This is a genomic window from Larkinella fluvii (genome assembly GCF_051857545.1).
Classification (GTDB): domain Bacteria; phylum Bacteroidota; class Bacteroidia; order Cytophagales; family Spirosomataceae; genus Larkinella.
Genome location: NZ_JBPZHB010000004.1, coordinates 82,419 through 100,351 on the forward strand (window position 1 = coordinate 82,419; position 17,933 = coordinate 100,351).

At 53.8% G+C, this 17,933-nt stretch carries 17 protein-coding genes; 8 read left to right on the top strand and 9 right to left on the bottom strand.

All coding sequences use genetic code 11. The features are described from left to right. Positions 1-12: 12 nt before the first annotated feature. The 8 genes from ACS5NO_RS10665 to ACS5NO_RS10700 all read right to left on the bottom strand — a co-directional run bounded on the left by ACS5NO_RS10665 (position 13) and on the right by ACS5NO_RS10700 (position 6,546). Positions 13-546 carry a hypothetical protein gene (locus ACS5NO_RS10665; protein WP_150875250.1) on the bottom strand — a complete coding sequence of 178 codons (534 nt, stop codon included), beginning with the start codon at positions 544-546 and terminating at the stop codon, positions 13-15. A gap of 15 nt (positions 547-561) precedes the next feature. Beyond that, positions 562-1,659: a histidinol-phosphate transaminase gene (gene hisC, locus ACS5NO_RS10670; RefSeq protein WP_439415140.1), complete on the bottom strand. Its 1,098-nt coding sequence runs from the start codon at positions 1,657-1,659 to the stop codon at positions 562-564. A 15-nt stretch (positions 1,660-1,674) separates the two neighbouring features. Then, positions 1,675-2,052, bottom strand: a complete 378-nt coding sequence (locus tag ACS5NO_RS10675) for a type II toxin-antitoxin system VapC family toxin (protein ID WP_439415141.1) — start codon at positions 2,050-2,052, stop codon at positions 1,675-1,677. Then, positions 2,049-2,276 carry a hypothetical protein gene (locus tag ACS5NO_RS10680; RefSeq protein ID WP_439415142.1) on the bottom strand — a complete coding sequence of 76 codons (228 nt, stop codon included), beginning with the start codon at positions 2,274-2,276 and terminating at the stop codon, positions 2,049-2,051. Before ACS5NO_RS10680 ends, ACS5NO_RS10675 begins: the two co-directional genes overlap by 4 nt. A 42-nt stretch (positions 2,277-2,318) precedes the next feature. Further along, positions 2,319-3,587 (bottom strand): histidinol dehydrogenase, encoded by a 1,269-nt coding sequence (gene hisD, locus ACS5NO_RS10685; RefSeq protein WP_439415143.1) that lies wholly within the window; start codon positions 3,585-3,587, stop codon positions 2,319-2,321. Positions 3,588-3,679: 92 nt separating this feature from the next. After that, complete coding sequence (hisG, locus tag ACS5NO_RS10690) at positions 3,680-4,540, bottom strand: ATP phosphoribosyltransferase (RefSeq protein ID WP_439415144.1); 861 nt, start codon at positions 4,538-4,540, stop codon at positions 3,680-3,682. A 122-nt stretch (positions 4,541-4,662) separates the two neighbouring features. Further along, positions 4,663-5,706 (bottom strand): glycosylasparaginase, encoded by a 1,044-nt coding sequence (locus tag ACS5NO_RS10695; RefSeq protein ID WP_439415145.1) that lies wholly within the window; start codon positions 5,704-5,706, stop codon positions 4,663-4,665. An 84-nt stretch (positions 5,707-5,790) separates the two neighbouring features. After that, the gene (locus ACS5NO_RS10700) at positions 5,791-6,546 is read right to left on the bottom strand and encodes a hypothetical protein (RefSeq protein ID WP_439415146.1); all 756 of its coding nucleotides are present in this window, start codon (positions 6,544-6,546) and stop codon (positions 5,791-5,793) included. Between the two features lie 96 nt (positions 6,547-6,642). Between ACS5NO_RS10700 and ACS5NO_RS10705 the strand changes: the two genes are divergently transcribed. Continuing rightward, positions 6,643-7,482 (top strand): sugar phosphate isomerase/epimerase family protein, encoded by an 840-nt coding sequence (locus ACS5NO_RS10705; RefSeq protein WP_439415147.1) that lies wholly within the window; start codon positions 6,643-6,645, stop codon positions 7,480-7,482. A 36-nt stretch (positions 7,483-7,518) separates the two neighbouring features. On the opposite strand, the gene ACS5NO_RS10710 is transcribed toward ACS5NO_RS10705, so the two are convergent. Further along, positions 7,519-8,388 carry an AraC family transcriptional regulator gene (locus tag ACS5NO_RS10710; RefSeq protein ID WP_439415148.1) on the bottom strand — a complete coding sequence of 290 codons (870 nt, stop codon included), beginning with the start codon at positions 8,386-8,388 and terminating at the stop codon, positions 7,519-7,521. A 123-nt stretch (positions 8,389-8,511) separates the two neighbouring features. Between ACS5NO_RS10710 and ACS5NO_RS10715 the strand changes: the two genes are divergently transcribed. The 7 genes from ACS5NO_RS10715 to ACS5NO_RS10745 all read left to right on the top strand — a co-directional run bounded on the left by ACS5NO_RS10715 (position 8,512) and on the right by ACS5NO_RS10745 (position 17,909). After that, positions 8,512-9,246 (top strand): 3-keto-disaccharide hydrolase, encoded by a 735-nt coding sequence (locus ACS5NO_RS10715; RefSeq protein WP_439415149.1) that lies wholly within the window; start codon positions 8,512-8,514, stop codon positions 9,244-9,246. Next, positions 9,243-10,613 carry a Gfo/Idh/MocA family protein gene (locus tag ACS5NO_RS10720; RefSeq protein ID WP_439415150.1) on the top strand — a complete coding sequence of 457 codons (1,371 nt, stop codon included), beginning with the start codon at positions 9,243-9,245 and terminating at the stop codon, positions 10,611-10,613. Before ACS5NO_RS10715 ends, ACS5NO_RS10720 begins: the two co-directional genes overlap by 4 nt. An 18-nt stretch (positions 10,614-10,631) precedes the next feature. Beyond that, on the top strand, positions 10,632-11,537 hold the full coding sequence (locus tag ACS5NO_RS10725) for a sugar phosphate isomerase/epimerase family protein (protein WP_439415151.1): 906 nt from the start codon (positions 10,632-10,634) through the stop codon (positions 11,535-11,537). A gap of 61 nt (positions 11,538-11,598) precedes the next feature. Next, entirely contained in the window at positions 11,599-12,390 is a 792-nt protein-coding gene (locus ACS5NO_RS10730; RefSeq protein ID WP_439415152.1) for a phytanoyl-CoA dioxygenase family protein, read from the top strand. Between the two features lie 145 nt (positions 12,391-12,535). Further along, the gene (locus tag ACS5NO_RS10735; protein WP_439415153.1) at positions 12,536-13,339 is read left to right on the top strand and encodes a sugar phosphate isomerase/epimerase family protein; all 804 of its coding nucleotides are present in this window, start codon (positions 12,536-12,538) and stop codon (positions 13,337-13,339) included. A gap of 82 nt (positions 13,340-13,421) precedes the next feature. Next, the gene (locus ACS5NO_RS10740) at positions 13,422-14,627 is read left to right on the top strand and encodes a hypothetical protein (RefSeq protein ID WP_439415154.1); all 1,206 of its coding nucleotides are present in this window, start codon (positions 13,422-13,424) and stop codon (positions 14,625-14,627) included. A gap of 228 nt (positions 14,628-14,855) precedes the next feature. Continuing rightward, complete coding sequence (locus ACS5NO_RS10745) at positions 14,856-17,909, top strand: amidohydrolase family protein (RefSeq protein ID WP_439415155.1); 3,054 nt, start codon at positions 14,856-14,858, stop codon at positions 17,907-17,909. The last annotated feature ends 24 nt before the right edge of the window (positions 17,910-17,933 follow it).

The following is a 17,933-nucleotide window of genomic DNA, read 5'->3' on the forward strand; positions in this document are numbered from 1 at the left end:
CCGCGAAATAACCTATAAATTCAGCCGTATCCCCAGTCCGGATTGCAGACCCATGAAAAACGGAGCGGGAATTACTTCAACATAAGCGCCGGTTTCCAGAAAAACGGAGAAGGGTTTGTTGGGCAGGAAATACTCCAGACCCGCCACGCCCGAACCGCCAATTGAAATCGTGTTATCGTAGGCATTGACGAGGCTGAACTGATCCGGATAATACCGTCGGCTGTTCAACTGCCCGCCAAAGCCGAAGTAATAATGCAGGGTTTCCGACTTGCCAATGCCGCCGTGCCAGAGGTAATGCCCCTGAACCGTAAAACCGACATTCTTATACATCCCTTTGCGGTAACTGCGCCGGTTGCCATAAATACCGCCGTAGGTGCCGACATTCAGGTCGAAGGCGTGGTTTTCACCGAAATACTTCCGGATGTTGACACCGGCCGGTTCGCCGATACGGAAACCAATGGCCCAGTTGTTGGTTTGCGCTTCGGCCCGCTGGCTGATTGCCAAGCCAACCAACAATACGATCAGCAGAGAAAAATTTCTTTTCATACGATTCATTGATACTTAAACGGTTGTAGTCAAGCGGTTTGCGTACGTTTTCAGCATGGCCAGCACTTGTTCGTTTTCCGACGGTGTTCCGACGGTGATGCGCAAACAGCCTTCGCACAGTTTAACCCGATGCCGGTCGCGAACAATAATTTGCTGGTCGATGAGGTAGTCGAAAACCGCTTTGGGATCGTCAAACTTCACCAAAATGAAGTTGGCGTCTGAAGGATAAACGTGACGAACCAGCGGTAAATTGAGCAGTTTCGCAATTAATTCTTCCCGCTGGGCCAGAATTTGGGCCACCATCGCATCTTTGGTTGGTACCTGATTGAGGGCTTTCAGTAACAACTGCTGCGTTGGGCCACTGACGTTATACGGCGGTTTTATTTTGTTTAAGACCTCGGTCAGGGCTTCGGACGCAAAGCACATGCCCGACCGCAAAGCCGCCAGCCCCCAGGCTTTCGAGAAGGTTTGCAGAACCACCAGATTGGGGTATTGATCCAGTTGAGCCGTGAACGATTTGGTATCCGCAAAGTCGATATAGGCTTCGTCGACCACCACCAATCCGTTGAAATGGGTGAGCAGCGTAAAGATTGCTTCCCGGTCGATGAGGTTACCGGTCGGGTTATTGGGCGAGCAGACAAATAGCAATTTTGTATGAGGCTGGATGGCTGCCAAAACCGCCGGGACATCGATCTGAAAATCAGTTGTTAGCGGTACTTTGATCAGTTGGACGTCGTTGATGGCCGCACTAACTTCGTACATCCCGTAGGTGGGCGGCAGAATCAGGATGGAATCCGAACCGGGTGTGCAAGTGGCCCGAACCAGCAGATCGATCGGTTCGTCGGAGCCGTTGCCGATAAAAATCTGCGTGGGCCGAACGCCCTTGATGGGTGCCAGTTTGGCTTTGATCGCCAGTTGGTGCGGGTCGGGATAGCGGTTATAGTGTTCCTCCGAAGCCGACCCGTCTAGTGTCGACCCGTCAATCGTCGAACCAAATGCGTTTTCGTTGGCGTCCAGAAAAATCCCCTCTTTTCCGGTGTATTCGTCGCGGGCGGAGGAGTAGGGCGTCAGCGTGATGATGTGGGGGCGGAGGATGGTATTGAGGTCAAACATAAAATCAAAAAATACTTACGTAATCGATTGTAATGAAATAACCTGCAGACCCGATATATCTTCGAAGTCGGCGGTATTATTCGTTAAAACGGGTAAATTATACACCAAAGCCGTCGCAGCAATGATGGAATCGGCCAGGGAGCGTTTACGCTGTTGCCGTAAACGGATGGCTTCGGTGATTATCGGATTATTAATGGCAAAAGTTGGGACAATCTGAAAGAAAACTTCAAACTTTTTCTGATCTTCTGCGGTGAGTTTATGATATCCTAATGTTTCAATTTTAGTAATCATTGAAACCCGGAGACTCTGTTGGTTTATTTCCAGATAATCCCGGAGGACACCAAACTCTGATTGGATGGAATATATAACAATATTTGTATCAATAATCATCATTCACGTTCAGGTAAAGGTCGGTCGGTACGGATTTGGCGTTGCCATTCTGATGGATCACCATATTTCTCGGCAATTCCACTTTTAGAAAGTTCTTCTAAAACATCTCTCAGTGAGAGCCTTGCCTGTTCCTTCTTTTCCAGCACCCTACCATTCAGTTTAGGAAGTAGTGACAGTAAAATGGCTTCATCCTCTGGAGAATCGATTTCAATCAGTAGCTGGCTCATGCTTTTTGTATTTTAAGCAATATAACAAATCTATTGCCAACCTCATTCCAAACTCGCCAGCCGCAGACTCACGGCGTGCTTGTGGGCCAGCAATGATTCGGCTTCGGCCATGGCCTCAATCGTGGGTCCGAGGTTGCGAATGCCTTTCGATGAAATGTGCTGTACGGTGATTTTCTTGACAAAACTATCGAGCGAAACCCCACTGTAAGCACGGGCAAAACCGTTGGTCGGCAGGGTATGGTTCGTGCCGGACGCGTAATCACCCGCGGATTCGGGGGTGTAGTTGCCCAGAAAAATTGACCCGGCATTGGTAATCCGTTCGGCCACGGCTTCGGCATTTTCAATGCTCAAAATCAGGTGTTCAGCGGCATAGTCATTCAGCAGATCGATGGCGTCTTGCTGGGTTTCAACCAGAATGGCTTTGCTGTTTTCGATGGCTTTGGCGGCCAGGTCGCGCCGGGGCAAGCGTTCCAGTTGCGTCGTTAACGCCAAATTGACCGTCGTCACCATTCTTTTACTCGTAGAGACCAGCAACACCTGGCTGTCGGCACCGTGTTCGGCCTGCGACAGCAGATCGGCGGCCACGAAAGCCGGAACGGCGGTGTCGTCGGCATAAACCGCCACTTCCGACGGCCCGGCGGGCATGTCAATGGCCATGCCTTCCTTCGCGACCAGCATTTTCGCTGCCGTCACGTATTGGTTGCCCGGTCCAAAAATCTTGTACACTTTCGGAATCGAGGCTGTTCCATAGGCCATCGCGGCAATGGCCTGCGCCCCGCCAATCCGGAAGAGTTGGGTCACGCCCACCAGTTGGGCGGCATACAGAATCGCCGGGTGATCGCTGGGTGTACAGAGAATAATCTCCTTGCAGCCCGCCAGTTGGGCCGGAATGCCCAGCATCAAAACCGTGCTGAACAAGGGAGCCGTTCCGCCCGGAATGTACAGCCCGACCTTCTCGATGCCCACGCTCCGACGCCAGCAGGTGACGCCCGGCATGGTTTCGATCTTTTCGACCGGTTGCCGCTGTGCTTCGTGAAACGTCCTGATATTCTGGTACGCCTGTTGAATGGCGGTTTTCAGTTCTTGGGAAAGCTGGCTTTCGGCGGCTGCGAGGTCGCCGGGCTGGAAGGGCAAACCGGTGTAGGCGATTTTGTCAAATTTCAAAGACAGTTCCGCCAGCGCCTGATCACCCTGAGTCCGAACTTGTTCCAGAATGGGGGCAACCGCTTTTTCAATCGTTTCGGTAGACTGCACCGGCCGGGCCAGCAGCGCGGGCCAGTCGGTGCGCGGAGGAAAAGAAAGGATTTTCATGAGGAGACAGGAGAGGATAGACAAGAGAATAAAGACAAAAAGCAAACGCAGAAACGTCTTTTCTCTCTTGTCTATCCTCTCTTGTCTACCAATCAATAAATCATTTTTTCGATGGGAATCACCAGAATGCCCTGCGCTCCGGCGGAACGGATGGCTTCGATGTTTTCCCAGAAATCGTTTTCGTTGATGACCGAATGCACCGAACTCCAGCCTTCGGTCGCCAGGGGCGTCACCGTGGGGCTTTTCATGCCCGGCAACAGCGATTTGATCTGATCCAGGGCCGCATTCGGCGCGTTCAACACAATGTATTTGTTGTTCTTGGCAGCCTGAACGGCTTTGATCCGGAACAGTAGTTTGTCCAGCAGACCCTGCTTTTCGGTCTCCAGCGTCGAACGGGCAATCAGGATGGCTTCGGAGCGGAAAATAACCTCCACTTCTTTCAATCCGTTGCTCAACAGCGTACTTCCGGAACTGACAATGTCGCAGATGGCTTCGGCCAGACCAATGCCCGGTGCAATTTCAACCGAACCGCTGATGACATGAATATCCGCCGAAATGTTCTGCTCGCGCAGGTAATTCCCCAGAATGAGCGGGTACGAAGTCGCGATGTTTTTACCACTCAGATCCTGAATGCCGTTCCACTCGTTTCCGCGTGGAATGGCGAGCGACAGACGGCATTTGGAAAAACCGAGCCGATGGACGGTGTCAATCTTGCGGGCCGATTCGACGGCCACGTTTTCACCGACGATGCCCAGATCAGCCACGCCGTCTTCGACGTAACCCGGAATATCATCGTCGCGCAGGAAAAGAAACTCGGCGGGGAAATTCGATGAAACGGATTTCAGCTTGCCGGTGCCGTAGTCGAAGCGGATGCCACACTCTTTGAACAGCTGGTACGAATCCTCGCTCAGCCGCCCGGACTTTTGTAATGCAATACGAAGGATAGAAGACACTTTGAATCGGGTCTGGATTTGAAAGCGCAAAGGTACGAAAAAAACGCACCGCATAGCCGCCATTACCACAAGATCGGCGGATTTGCCGAAAGCGGTTTCCCGGAGCGGACGTTGGCCCGGAATCAGCTAAAATAGCTTTCGGCTTTGTACACTTTGTTCTGAATGGTGGCGGAAGTGACCGTATAGCTGAATCCTTTCTGTACCGAAAATGCTCCCACCTCGCCCCGACGGTTCAGGGCGATGAAACCGACCTGAAAGTCTTTGGCCTTCACAGGGTCGCGTTTGATGATTCGTTCGACCGCCCGCCGACAGGCTTCCGTGGGCGTCATTCCCTGGCGCATGAACTCAACGACCAGGTGCGAACCACACATCCGGATTACTTCTTCGCCCTGACCCGAGCAGGTAACGGCCCCCACTTCATTGTCGACGTACAAGCCCGCGCCGATGATGGGCGAATCGCCGACGCGCCCCCGCATTTTGAAGCCCATTCCACTGGTCGTACACATCCCCGACAGATTCCCGGCGGCATCGAGTGCCACGGTTCCCATGGTGTCGTGGTTGGGCGTTCCGTCCTCTAGTTTGTTGGGCGCGAAGGCTTTTTTGCCTTTGGAAGGAGACGGTTTTTGATTTTCGACGTTGATGATGGGTTTGTATTCGGATTTTTCGAGCCATTTCCGGTAGGTTTTGTCGGCATCGGCGGACAAGGTGCCGGGTTCGAGCACAAAACCGTTGGCAACCGCAAACTGCTGCGCGCCTTCGCCGACGAGCATGACGTGGGGCGTCGTGTCCATTACTTTCCGAGCAACCGAAACCGGGTGTTTGATTCGTTCCAGAAACGCCACGGAGCCGCAGTTGAACTGGTCATCCATGATGCAGGAGTCGAGGGTAACGCGACCGTCGCGGTCGGGATTGCCACCCAGTCCGACGCAGCAATTGATGTCGTTTTCGATGGCAATACCGGCCTGTTCCACGGCGTCGATGGCTTTGCCGCCACCTTGCAACACCGGCCAGGCTCCGCCATTGGCGATGGTGCCACTGTCCCAGGTAGAAACCACCAGGGGCTGGCCCGCGATTCGACTACCCGTTAAACCCGGCAGGCTCTTCAGGCTAAAATGAGACAGTGGAAATAAAGCTCCCAAACGGAGAAACGAACGCCGGCTTTTCATACTAAAATGAAGAAATGTCAATGAAGGTGAAACTGGGCTGCAAGTTAACAGCAAAGTAGTTTCAAAAAACCGATGGCCCGTCCTTTACAGTGAATTGTAGTACGCAAATACGTCCATCAAGGCCGTTCGGGTTTTTAAATCCGGTTTTTTCTCCTTCAAATACGCATTGATGGACTCCTCCCGGTCTTTCATGATGCTCAACAGACCTTTGCGGCCGGGAGTGAATTTGGTGAGCGTTTTGCCATCGCTGGTATACCAGATGGCTTCTTTGATCAATTCAGTATCTTTCGATCCGGTGCTTAAGGCGACGTTGTAGGTAGGTTTCTTAACGTATATCTGATGTCGGATCAGGAGTTTGAGCTTTCCGTCGCTCACCTGTTCGAAAAAACCGCGAACGTCTGCCGGGGCACCGGCTTCGGTGGCATTGATGAAGGTCGTCGTCTGTCCCTTTTGTTCTATGGTAAACTGTTTCACGCGTTCGCCACTGACGGCTTTCACGGTTCGGTTGTCCATCAGAAATTCAAGGTCGTTGGCCGTGATGTTGTAGCGAACGGGGACGTTAACCAGTTCCTGAATCGGTTGAACGCCCGGTTTGGCGATGTTCTGGTAAAACAAAACCGTCGTTTTGGCAAAGGCCGTATCCAGATAGGGGTAGCCCAGAATTTTTCCTTCCGGCCCGGCCATCGTGTAAATAGGCGTGATGTCGTAATTCGACGCTCTAAAATAAGCCCCCTGATTCAGCAGGTCGCGGGTCACGTTGGGAATCTGGGCCTGAGCACCGAAAAAAAAGCTGGTCAGGAGAAACGACAGAAAGAGGAAGGAGCGTTTCCGCGTATTCATAAACTGTTGCCGATGTGGTTAGGGTCGCAATATGAACAGTAAATCGGGGCCTTTCAAGACTTTTTATCGAAACGTACATTCTCAATCAATCGCCGAATGAAAAATACCATAGTCGCTTTGTTATTTCTGGTTAGCCTGGGGCCGGTTTTCGCCCAGAAGAAGTTATTTCCGAAGGCCCCCGGCATGGTGTCCTATACCTATCGACACAGTTTTCAGAAAAACGTGGCTGCCACGCTCGATACAATCAAGGCGCTGGGAATCACCGATATGGAGTTCTCGAATCTGTTTGGAAAAACAGCCGCTGAACTGCGCAAACTCCTCGATGAGCGCGGTATGAAGTGTTCGTCGTTTGGTGTGGGCTATCCCGATGCGCTCAACAAAACGCAGGAAGTGGGCCAGAATGCCAAAACCCTCGGCGCCAAGTTTGTCCGCGTGGCCTGGATTCCACACGAAGGCCCGTTTACGCTCGACATGGCCAAGAAAACCGTCGCCGATTTCAACCAGATTGGCAAGAAGCTGAAAGATGATTTTGGGATCATGTTTTGTTACCACAACCACGGCTTTGAGTTTCAGCAACACGAGAACGGAACCCTGTTCGATTACATCGTGCAGCAAACCGACCCGAAGTATGTGGGCTTCGAAATGGACATTCTGTGGACGGTTTTTCCGGGCCATGACCCGGTGGCCCTGTTGAATAAATACGGCAAACGCTTCAAGCTGATGCACCTGAAAGACCTGCGCAAAGGGATTGTCGGCAACCTGTCGGGCGGCACGCCGGTGGAAAACGACGTGGCACTGGGAACGGGGCAAATTGACCTGCCGGCCGTTCTGAAAGCCGCCAAAAAAGCGGGTGTCGAACACTATTACATTGAAGATGAGAGCCCCAGCATTGCCACCCAGGTGCCGCAGAGTATCGCCTACCTGAAAAGTCTGTAAGGCTGATTAAGCAGTGTCAGTTCGATGAAAAACGAGTTACACCCCGCGTAACCGTTGCCGAAACCGGGCGGGGGTGACGCCCTGCTTTTTTCGAAATGCCTGGACAAAATAGGAGATGTTCTCAAAACCAGACTGTTCACTGATGAACGTAATGCTTTCGTCGGTTCGGGTCAGGAGGTCACAGGCGTAGCGGATGCGCAGATCGGTGACAAACTGCGTGAGCGTTTGCCCCATTTGCGATTTGAAATACCGGCAGAACGCGGCCGGATTCATGTTGGCTAATTCGGCGATTTCCGCCAGCGAAACAGGGGCTTCGACCTGCTGCATCAGGTGGCCGATCACTCGGCTGAGCCGCTCGCTTTGCCGCGTGACCTGCTGATTGGGAACGTATCCCGGCGCGATGGGCAGCACGGCTTCGGAGTGGGCAATCTGGTCGAGGATGTGCAGCAGGGCGGTTAGTTGGGCCAGTCCTTCGCTCTCCAGCAAGGCCACGAGCTGGCGGGCTACGTCCGTCCGAAGCGGTTCCAGGAGTTTCAGGCCGATGCCAGCCCGGTTGAGGAGCCGTTGAATCGGTTTGGTTTCGGGGAGTTCCCAGAAGGGTTCGCCCGCAAACTGGGGCGCAAACCGGGCGACAATGGCTTCGGCCGATGCCGGATTTTCCGCTTCCGGATGCACCACATCATTCTTCCAGTAGTGCGGCAGGTTGGACCCCAGCAACACAATTTCACCGCCGGAAAACCGCTCGATGGTGTGTCCGATAAACCGCATACCGGTACTGTTTACGACGAAGTTTAATTCGATTTCCGGGTGAAAATGCCACGGATTGGTAAAAAACGGCAGCCGCTCGTGCCGTAAGTCGAACGAGCGGTGGGGTTGTTGCGGAACCAGGAGACGATCAGGGCGCATCGGGTGATGAATGAGGTAAGATTTGCAACTTTTTTCAGAACAAGGGATAAGATGCAAATTTTGTGATAGTATTTGCAAATGGGCTGTCAAAAAAATGAAATAAATTAGCAGAATTTTGCTGCTATGAATGGAATCGCCCTAAAACTCATTACGGTTGGTATCAGCCTGTCGTCGCTGGCCCTCGCACAACCGGCTAACACCCTCAGCCCGTCCGAAAAGAAAGCGGGTTGGCAACTGCTCTTCGACGGCAAAACCACCACCGGCTGGCGGGGAGCCTACGCCGACCGGTTTCCCGCCAAAGGCTGGGTTGTGAAAGACGGCGAACTGCGTGGCGAACTCCAGGACGGGGCCGAATCCGGTGACGCCGGGGACATTGTCACCCTGAAAAAATACCGCCATTTCGAGTTGGTGTTCGAGTGGAAACTGGGCAAAGGCGGCAACAGCGGGGTGAAGTATTTCATCGAGGAACGACTGCCCAAACCCGCCATCGGCTCGCAGGCAGGGTACGAATACCAGCTTATCGACGATGCCGACTATATTTATAATGGGAAAAAGCTGCCCCAGGATCTTAAAACCGCATCCATCTACGATGTGGTGGCCGCGACCAAACCGGATGTGAAAATGGATGTCTGGCACCGGTCGCGCATTGTCGTCAACAACAACCAGATCGAACACTGGCTCGATGGCGTGAAAGTCCTGACCACCAACCGAACCACCGATGGCTTCCGGCAGGGTGTGACCGACAGCAAATTTAACAGCTATGTGGGTTTTGCCGACATCCCGGAAGGCCACATTCTGCTCCAGGACCACGGCCATAGTGTTGCGTTTCGGACCATCAAAATCAAACCCTTGCCATGAAACGACGTCATTTTCTGAAAAATAGTGCCGTTGCGGCTAGTGCCGTGTCAGCGGTAGGGATTCCAACGATCGTACCGGCTTCGGTGTTCGGTAAAAACGCCCCTTCCAACCGCATTGCCGTCGGCCTGATCGGAACCGGTCGCCAGGGCTACGGACAGAATCTTCAGGGTTCCGACCTCAAAACCATTGGGGCGCGAATTCCGGGCCTGCTCGATGTGTCTGACGCGCAGGTGGTGGCGGTTTGCGACGTGGATAGCTGGCGGATGGGCAAAGCCAAAACGGCTGTTGAAAGCCACTATGCCCAAAAAACCGCCAGCGGAACCTACAACGGCTGTTCGACCCACCGCGATTTTCGGGAGATCATTGCCCGCAAAGACATCGACGCCGTGATGATTTCGACGCCCGACTACTGGCACGTTCCGATGGGGATTCTGGCGGCCCAGGCCAAAAAACACATCAGTTGCGAAAAACCGCTCAGCATGAGTGTGCATCAGGGCCGCTCGCTGGTCGATGCGTTGAAAAAATACGGTGTCGTGAACCGGACTGATAGCGAATTTAGGTCGGTTCGTCCCCAGAATCAGGCGGTTGAACTGGTTCGGAATGGGCGCATCGGCAAGCTTCAGAAGATCGAAATCTCGTTTCCGTCGGACCCCGACCCGGTTCCGGCGCAGGCCGACATGCCCGTCCCGAAAGAACTAGATTATGAGCTATGGCTGGGACCGATGCCCTTCGTGCCGTATACCGAAATGCGGGTTCACACGCCCTCTGATCTTCAGAAAAGACCGAACTGGATGCGCGTCGACACTTACGCACAGGGCATGATTGCCAACTGGGGTGCGCATTATTTCGACGTGGCGCAATGGGCCAACAACAGCGAATATTCGGGGCCGGTGGAAGTGGAGGGGAAAGGCGAATTTCCGAAAAGTCTCTGGAACTCGATGATCAATTTCACGGTCACGTACCGCTATGCCAACGGCGTTGAAATGACCTGTGTGCAAAGCCCGACGAGTAAACCCAGTATCAAATACATCGGGTCGGAAGGCTGGATTCTGGTCGATAATTATCCGGGCGTCATCAGCAGCAGCAATCCGGCGTTGCTCACATCCAAACCGGCGGGCAGTGAACTGGATTTGTCGAAAACGCTCTGGGACAAGGTGGATTTTGTGGATGCCGTCAAAACCGGTCGCAAAACCCTGGAACCGATTGAAGTGGGCCACCGGACGATTTCGATTTCGCAGATTGGCCTGATTGCCTGTCAGATCAGCGAAAAACTGACCTGGAATCCAGAGAAGGAACTGTTTGTCGGAAACAATGCCGCCAATGCGCTGCTGGCGGCTCCGCTGGCGCGGAAAGAGTGGGCGATGTAAATTCATCACGAGGAACTTATGAAAAAACTGGCGTTCTTTTTCGCTGCAATAGTGTTGAGCGGTTGCGCGCTGGCGCAGAAGGGTTCGAAAATTCAGAATCATTTCTTCGTGCTGCACAACGCCATCCGGGGCGATTCGACCTACAAAACCTTCGATCAGCAGGTGGCTTTCATCAAAAGTCTGGGCTACGACGGCGTCGAAATCAACCTCCTGGATTCGTTCGAAGGCATGAAAGCCGCGTTGGACAAACACCGGTTTACCGGCTCGTATTTTTATATCAAGATTAACCTCGATTCGCCAACGCTGGACCCGCGCATCGAACCGTACATCCGGGCCTTGAAAGGCTCCAAAACCGTTCTGGCTCCGTTTATCGTCAGTGACAGCAAGCGGTTTACGTCGCCATCCGCTACCGCGGATTCCATTGTGGTCAGTCAGCTGCGGCAAATGGGTGAGTGGGCCAAAGCGGCCAACTTGCAGGTGGCGGTTTATCCGCACGTCAGCTTTTACGTCGAAAAAGTCGACCACGCCTTGCGGCTGGTTCAGCAGATCGACCGGCCCAACGTCGGGCTGACGTTCAACCTGTGTCACTGGCTGGCCACCACACCCAAGGCAGAACGGGGCGACTGGAAAGGCTTGCTGACGACCCTGAAACCGCACCTGAAAATGATCACCATCAGCGGAGCGAACAATGTCGATGCCGCCGGAATGGACAACGGGTCGACAGGCATCTGGAATCAATACATTCTGCCGCTCGGAACGGGTAGTTTCGACACCTACGAACTGGTTCGGTTTGCGGTTCAGGATTTGAAATTTCGTGGACCGATCGGGGTGCAGTGTTACGCCATGAAAGGCGACAAACCGACCAACCTGCGGAATACGATGGCGGCCTGGCAGCAGTTTCAATCCCGTATGGCCCGGCGCTAAAACCGTCTCCGATTTTTAGTCTTTTCTCACTTGTCTCATCTCTATCATCACCCATACAGCCATGCCCTTTACTAGTGAACACCTCCAGACCTATCAGCGCGACGGCTACGTGGTCGTACGAAATCTGTTTACCGAAGCCGAAGTAGAACGGCTCTACAGCCTGGCCGTGGGCGACACGGTGTTGAGTACCAAGACCTACGACCGCGTCGATGCCTCGGGCATGAAAACCAAACTGGCGTTGTGGTATGCGCTGGACGAAAGTTTATACAGCAAGTTTGCCCGGTCGGCGCGGATTGTGGAGGGTGTGGAGCAGATTCTGGGGGGGCGGGCAGCCCATTACCACTCGAAACTGATGCAGAAAGAACCGCGAACCGGCGGGGCCTGGGAGTGGCATCAGGACTATGGCTACTGGTATAAAAACAACGGTTTTTTGTTTCCAGACATGCTCTCCGTGCTGACGGCGCTGACACCCGCGACGAAGGAAAACGGCTGCTTGCAGATGATCAAAGGCTCGCACAAAATGGGCCGGGTCGAACACGGTTTTTCCGGTGAGCAGGTAGGCGCAGACATGGAAAAAGTGAACGAAGCGTTGAAAATTATGCCGCTGGAATACTTGGAAATGGAGCCCGGCGACACGGCGTTTTTTCACTGCAACACGCTGCACGCGTCGGCGGCCAATTTGTCCGACAAACCCCGCTGGTCGATCATCACGGCGTACAATCTGGCGACCAACAAACCGTATAAAGACGTTCACGAAAGCAGCTATACGCCCATCGATTCTTTCGACGGCGATCTGCTGGCCGAAACCGAAGCAGGGATTTCGGAAACGGCGGATTTTTTGATAAAAAGATAAAAGAGGAGAGATGTGAGACAAGAGACTAAACTGGCTATTTTTATGGCAATGGTTACAAAAGCGTAGCCAATTCAGGTTAGCTCACCTCTCATTCTCACCTCTGCGGTCTTTATTCTCAATTCTAACGTCTCTTGTCTACAAAAGAATGACTATTAAATTTTTTGCCCCTGCCTGGGGGAATACGCTGCCCTTCGATCAGTTTTGCCGGAACGTGAAAGCCGCTGGTTACGACGGGGTTGAAATGGCGTTACCGTTCGAAACCGGCGAGAAAAACGCCATTTTGGATAGTCTGGCGAAACACGGTTTGGCCTTGATCGGGCAATACTGGCAATCGTTGGAATCCGATCTGGACGAGCACGCGGCCAGTTACGAAAAGTACCTGCGCCACCTGATCGATGCCCGGCCGTTGTTCATCAATTGCCAGACCGGGAAAGACTTTTTTACCTTCGAACAGAACCGTCGGCTCTTTGAACTCGCCGACCGGATTACGGCGGAAACCGGTGTTCGGATCACGCACGAAACGCACCGGGGAAAAGCCCTGTTTGCGGCTCACATTACCCGGGATTACCTTGAAAAACTGCCGGACATCCGGCTGGCGCTCGATATTTCCCACTGGTGCAACGTCCACGAATCGCTGCTCGAAAATCAGGAGGACGCCGTTAAAACCGCCATTCGGCATACCGACCACATTCACAGCCGGGTGGGGCATCCCGAAGGTCCGCAGGTCAACGATCCCCGCGCCCCGGAATGGGCCGATGCAGTTCAGGCGCACCTGAACTGGTGGGATCAGGTCGTGGCCATACACCGCGAAAACCAAACCGTCCTGACCGTCACCACCGAGTTTGGCCCCGCGCCGTATTTGCCCACGCTGCCGTATACCCAGATGCCGGTCGTGAATCAGTGGGAAGTCAATGTGTTTATGATGAATTTGTTGAAAGAGCGGTATTGAAAAGCAATGCCGATCACATTGATCGTTCGGTGGCATTTCTCCGTTTTATACCTACCTTTGCAACCCATTATGCGACGTCTGAATGCAGGTAATTGAGGTTGGCCAAAACGCAACATACCAGAAGGAGTTTATCCGGTTTCCGGTGCGCTTATACCGCAACGACCCCAAGTGGATCCGACCGCTGGACACGGATGTCGAGGAAGTTTTTGATCCGGCCCGCAACAAGCGGTTCGAAAACGGCGAGTGTGTCCGGTATGTGTTGCTGAACGACCAGCAGGAAACCATCGGGCGGGTCGCGGCATTCGTAGACCGGGACATTGCGAATCTCGATAATGACCAACCGACGGGCGGACTGGGTTTCTTCGAGTGCATCGACGACCGGGCGGCTGCGTTTTTGCTCTTCGACACGGCCCGGACCTGGCTCCAAAACCGGGGGATGGAAGCGATGGACGGCCCCATTAACTTCGGTGATCGCGACCGCTGGTGGGGTTTGCTGGTCGATGGCTTCGACCGGGAGCCGAATTACTGCATGCCTTACACCAAACCGTATTACATTGCTTTCTTCGAGGAGTACGGTTTTCAGGATTACTTCAAACAGTTTACGTTCGGGATTCCCACCACCTGGTCCAAGCTGACCGGGATGTCGCAGGCCGTGAAAGATCGCGCCCGGCGTATTTACGAAAACCCCGACTACAGCTTTCGAACGATCGACAAGCGGCAACTGCCCGCAGCGGCTGAGCAATTCCGGCACATCTACAACGCGGCCTGGGGTGGCCACAGTGGCGTAAAGGAAATGACGGCTGCTCAGGCCCAGGTGCTGATGCAGAAACTGAAACCGGTCATCGACGAGAACATCATTTACTTTGCTTACTACGGCGATGAACCCGTCGCCTTTTTCGTTTGCCTGCCCGAACTCAACCAGGTGTTCAAGCACGTCAACGGCAAGCTCGATCTGATCGGAAAGCTGAAGTTTTTGTGGCACATGATCCGGAAAACCAACCGGAAAGCGTTCGGGGTAGTTTTTGGCGTTGCGCCCGCCCACCAGGGCAAAGGACTCGAAGCGGCCATCGCCCTCCGGATGCCCCACGAAGCCGATCACAATCCGGCCTTTCAATATACTGAGCTGGAAATGAACTGGGTAGGCGATTTCAACCCCATCATGGTGCGGTTTGTCAGCCAGCTCGGCTCGACCATTGTCAAAACCCATGTGACGTACCGCTACCTGTTCGATCGAACCAAACCGTTTAAACGGTGCCCGGTGATTGGTAGGAAAAAAGAAAAAAGCTGAGGGGTAAGGATATTGCTTTTCTTCGTTTTGTTCAAAGTCGGCTTTCTAAATCCGGTTTTGTCCCTAAAACTTCCTGTTTTCATCATAAGTCGTTTATTTTCTGAGTAAAAAAGTTGATTCTGGGAGGAAATTGCCGGGATTTAGTTCATTTTGATAGGTCGATGACGTTACTCCTTTCGTAGATTTGTAACATTGACTTCCTTTCTCATCACCTAACTAATTCCCCTCATGAGGAAAATTTTCCTGACTGGTATGCTGACCTGGGGCCTTGCCCAGATCGGCTGGTCGCAGGTTACCTTTCCCCGGAATGGCGTCTACGACGAACGACCGGGGCTTTATGCCTTCACCAACGCTACCCTGATTGTCGATTCAAAAACCACCCTTGAAGGGGCCACCTTACTCATCCGCAACGGGCGCATCGAAGCCGTTGGAAAAACCGTCAGCATTCCGGCGGGAACCGTGGTGGCCGATTTGAAAGGGAAACGCATTTATCCGGCCCTGGTCGACATCGACTCGGACTACGGGATGCCCGAACTCCGGCGAACTCCGCCAGCCGGTGGCCGGGGTGTGCCGCAATACGACTCCAACAAAAAAGGAGCCTTCAACTGGAACCAGGCCATTCAGCCCGAAACCGACGCCGGAACGATTTTCAAAGCCAATGTCGCTCAGGCCAATGAACTTCGGAAACTGGGCTTCGGGGCGGTGGTGACGCACCCGCACGACGGCATTGCGCGGGGCAATTCGGTGCTGGTAACCCTCGCCGATGACCGCGAAAACAACGTCGTGATTCGCGACCGGGTGTCGGGCCATTATTCATTTAGCAAAGGCACCTCGACCCAAACCTACCCGAACTCGCCGATGGGTGCGGTGGCGCTGTTGCGACAAACGTATTACGACGCCGACTGGTACAAGAAAGCCGGGAAAACGACCGAGTCCAACCTGTCACTCGACGCCTTCAACCAGTTGCAAACCGTCCCCTCTGTTTTTGAAGTACCCGACAAACTGGGTGTTCTGCGGGCTGATAAGATCGGTGAAGAATTTGGAATTCAGTATATTATCAAAAGTGCCGGGGACGAATACCAGCGAATTGAAGAAGTGAAAGCCACGGGAGCCTCGCTGATTGTTCCGCTGAACTTTCCGCAAGCCTACGACGTAGAGGACGTCTGGGATGCCGATAACGTGACGCTGGCCGAACTGAAACACTGGGAAATGGCCCCGGCCAATCCGGCGATGCTGGCGAAAGCCGGGGTGCCGTTTGCGCTGACGACGGCCAACCTCAAGAACAAAACCGACTTCTGGGCAAACCTCCGCAAAGCCATCGAATACGGCCTCACCGAGCAACAGGCACTGGCGGCACTGACGACTACCCCCGCCCAACTCCTGAAAATCGACAATGAAGTCGGTAGCCTGAAACCGGGTTTGCTGGCGAACTTCATCATCACGTCCGACAACCTGTTCAGCGCCGATAATGTGGTTCTGGAAAACTGGATTCGGGGAAAGCAGTACGTGTATACGGATAAAAATGCGGCTGATTTGCGCGGAACCTACAACCTGACCATCGGCGACCGCAGCAACCTGAAGCTGAACATTACCGGAAAACCGGGAAAACCGGAGTATGCCGTGATGGCCGATACGGTGAAACTGACGCCGAAAGTGGCCCTGACGAACGACCTGATTTCGTTGCAACTTCAACTTGATAAGAAACAACCGGGAACCACCCGCTTAACCGGCTACCGCGACGGTACGACGCTGAAAGGCGAAGGCGAAATGCCGGATGGCAAGCTTGTGAAATGGACGGCGGTTTTGGCGCAACCGTTCTCTTCAACGGCCATTGCCAAAGCGGATACCGCGAAGAAAACCGCCCCGCAGTTCGGGAAATTGCTGTATCCGTTTATCGGCATGGGGAATCTCGAAAAACCCAAAGCGCAGACCTTGCTGATCCGGAATGCGACGGTTTGGACCAACGAGAAAGACGGCGTGTTACCCAATGCCGATGTGCTGGTGCAGAACGGCAAAATTGCGCAGGTGGGCAAGAGTCTGGCGGCACCGGCGGGTGCGCAGGTGATCGACGGAACGGGCAAACACCTGACCAACGGCATCATCGACGAACACTCGCACATCGCGCTCTATTCCATCAACGAAGGCGGACAGACGAGTTCGGCGGAGGTGCGGATGAGCGACGTCATCAATTCGGAAGACATCAACATTTACCGCCAACTGGCGGGGGGCGTCACGACCTCGCAACTGCTCCACGGTTCGGCCAACTCCATCGGCGGGCAGTCGGCGATTGTGAAACTGAAATGGGGCGAAGCTCCGCAGGAAATGCTGGTGAAAGGAGCCGACGGTTTTATCAAATTTGCCCTCGGCGAAAACGTCAAACAGGCCAACTGGGGCGATGGCGTCCGGATTCGGTTTCCGCAAACCCGGATGGGGGTGGAGCAGGTCTACTTCGATCATTTCACCCGCGCCCGCGAGTATGACAGCGCCTGGAAAGCGTATAACTCGATGAACGCCAAGGAGAAAGCCAAAGCCGTGCCGCCCCGCCGGGATGTGGAACTGGATGCGCTGGCCGAAATTCTGAACAAGAAGCGGTTTATCACCTGCCACAGCTACGTGCAATCCGAAATCAACATGCTGATGAAAGTGGCGGATTCGCTGGGCTTCAAGGTCAACACGTTTACGCACATTCTGGAAGGCTACAAAGTGGCCGACAAAATGGCGAAACACGGCGTTGGCGGCTCGACCTTCGCCGACTGGTGGGCCTACAAAATGGAGGTAAAAGACGCCATTCCGTACAATGCCGCTCTGATGGCGCGGGCGGGCGTGCTGGTTTCGATCAACTCGGATGATGCCGAAATGGCGCGTCGACTGAATCAGGAAGCCGCCAAAGCGGTGGAATACGGCGCGATGTCGGAGGAAGATGCCTGGAAAATGGTGACCCTCAATCCAGCGAAACTGCTTCACCTTGACAGCAAGCTGGGCAGCATTCGGGCGGGCAAAGACGCCGACCTCGTGCTGTGGAACAACAACCCGCTGGCGATTTATGCCCGGCCCGAAAAAACCATAATCGACGGGACGGTTTATTTCGATCTGCAGGACGAAGACCGCAAACGCGACGACTTGCAAAAAGAACGCGCCCGGCTGATTCAGAAGATGTTATCGGCCAAAACCGGTGGTGCCTCGACCCAGCGGCCCACCTTCCGCCGTCAGCGGATGTGGCACTGCGAAGACGTGGAAGGCGTCATGGCGGAAGGGGAGGAACGGGAAGCAGAAACTAAATGAGACAAGAGAGATGAGACAAGAGAA

Excerpts from the sequence above, each read along its gene's own strand:
- ACS5NO_RS10665 (WP_150875250.1), bottom strand. The coding sequence starts at position 546 with ATGAAAAGAAATTTTTCTCTGCTGATCGTATTGTTGGTTGGCTTGGCA.
- ACS5NO_RS10705 (WP_439415147.1), top strand. The coding sequence starts at position 6,643 with ATGAAAAATACCATAGTCGCTTTGTTATTTCTGGTTAGCCTGGGGCCG.
- ACS5NO_RS10720 (WP_439415150.1), top strand. The coding sequence starts at position 9,243 with ATGAAACGACGTCATTTTCTGAAAAATAGTGCCGTTGCGGCTAGTGCC.
- ACS5NO_RS10715 (WP_439415149.1), top strand. The coding sequence starts at position 8,512 with ATGAATGGAATCGCCCTAAAACTCATTACGGTTGGTATCAGCCTGTCG.
- ACS5NO_RS10700 (WP_439415146.1), bottom strand. The coding sequence starts at position 6,546 with ATGAATACGCGGAAACGCTCCTTCCTCTTTCTGTCGTTTCTCCTGACC.
- ACS5NO_RS10710 (WP_439415148.1), bottom strand. The coding sequence starts at position 8,388 with ATGCGCCCTGATCGTCTCCTGGTTCCGCAACAACCCCACCGCTCGTTC.
- ACS5NO_RS10725 (WP_439415151.1), top strand. The coding sequence starts at position 10,632 with ATGAAAAAACTGGCGTTCTTTTTCGCTGCAATAGTGTTGAGCGGTTGC.
- ACS5NO_RS10675 (WP_439415141.1), bottom strand. The coding sequence starts at position 2,052 with ATGATGATTATTGATACAAATATTGTTATATATTCCATCCAATCAGAG.
- hisD (WP_439415143.1), bottom strand. The coding sequence starts at position 3,587 with ATGAAAATCCTTTCTTTTCCTCCGCGCACCGACTGGCCCGCGCTGCTG.
- ACS5NO_RS10730 (WP_439415152.1), top strand. The coding sequence starts at position 11,599 with ATGCCCTTTACTAGTGAACACCTCCAGACCTATCAGCGCGACGGCTAC.
- ACS5NO_RS10695 (WP_439415145.1), bottom strand. The coding sequence starts at position 5,706 with ATGAAAAGCCGGCGTTCGTTTCTCCGTTTGGGAGCTTTATTTCCACTG.
- ACS5NO_RS10680 (WP_439415142.1), bottom strand. The coding sequence starts at position 2,276 with ATGAGCCAGCTACTGATTGAAATCGATTCTCCAGAGGATGAAGCCATT.
- ACS5NO_RS10735 (WP_439415153.1), top strand. The coding sequence starts at position 12,536 with ATGACTATTAAATTTTTTGCCCCTGCCTGGGGGAATACGCTGCCCTTC.
- ACS5NO_RS10740 (WP_439415154.1), top strand. The coding sequence starts at position 13,422 with ATGCAGGTAATTGAGGTTGGCCAAAACGCAACATACCAGAAGGAGTTT.
- hisC (WP_439415140.1), bottom strand. The coding sequence starts at position 1,659 with ATGTTTGACCTCAATACCATCCTCCGCCCCCACATCATCACGCTGACG.
- ACS5NO_RS10745 (WP_439415155.1), top strand. The coding sequence starts at position 14,856 with ATGAGGAAAATTTTCCTGACTGGTATGCTGACCTGGGGCCTTGCCCAG.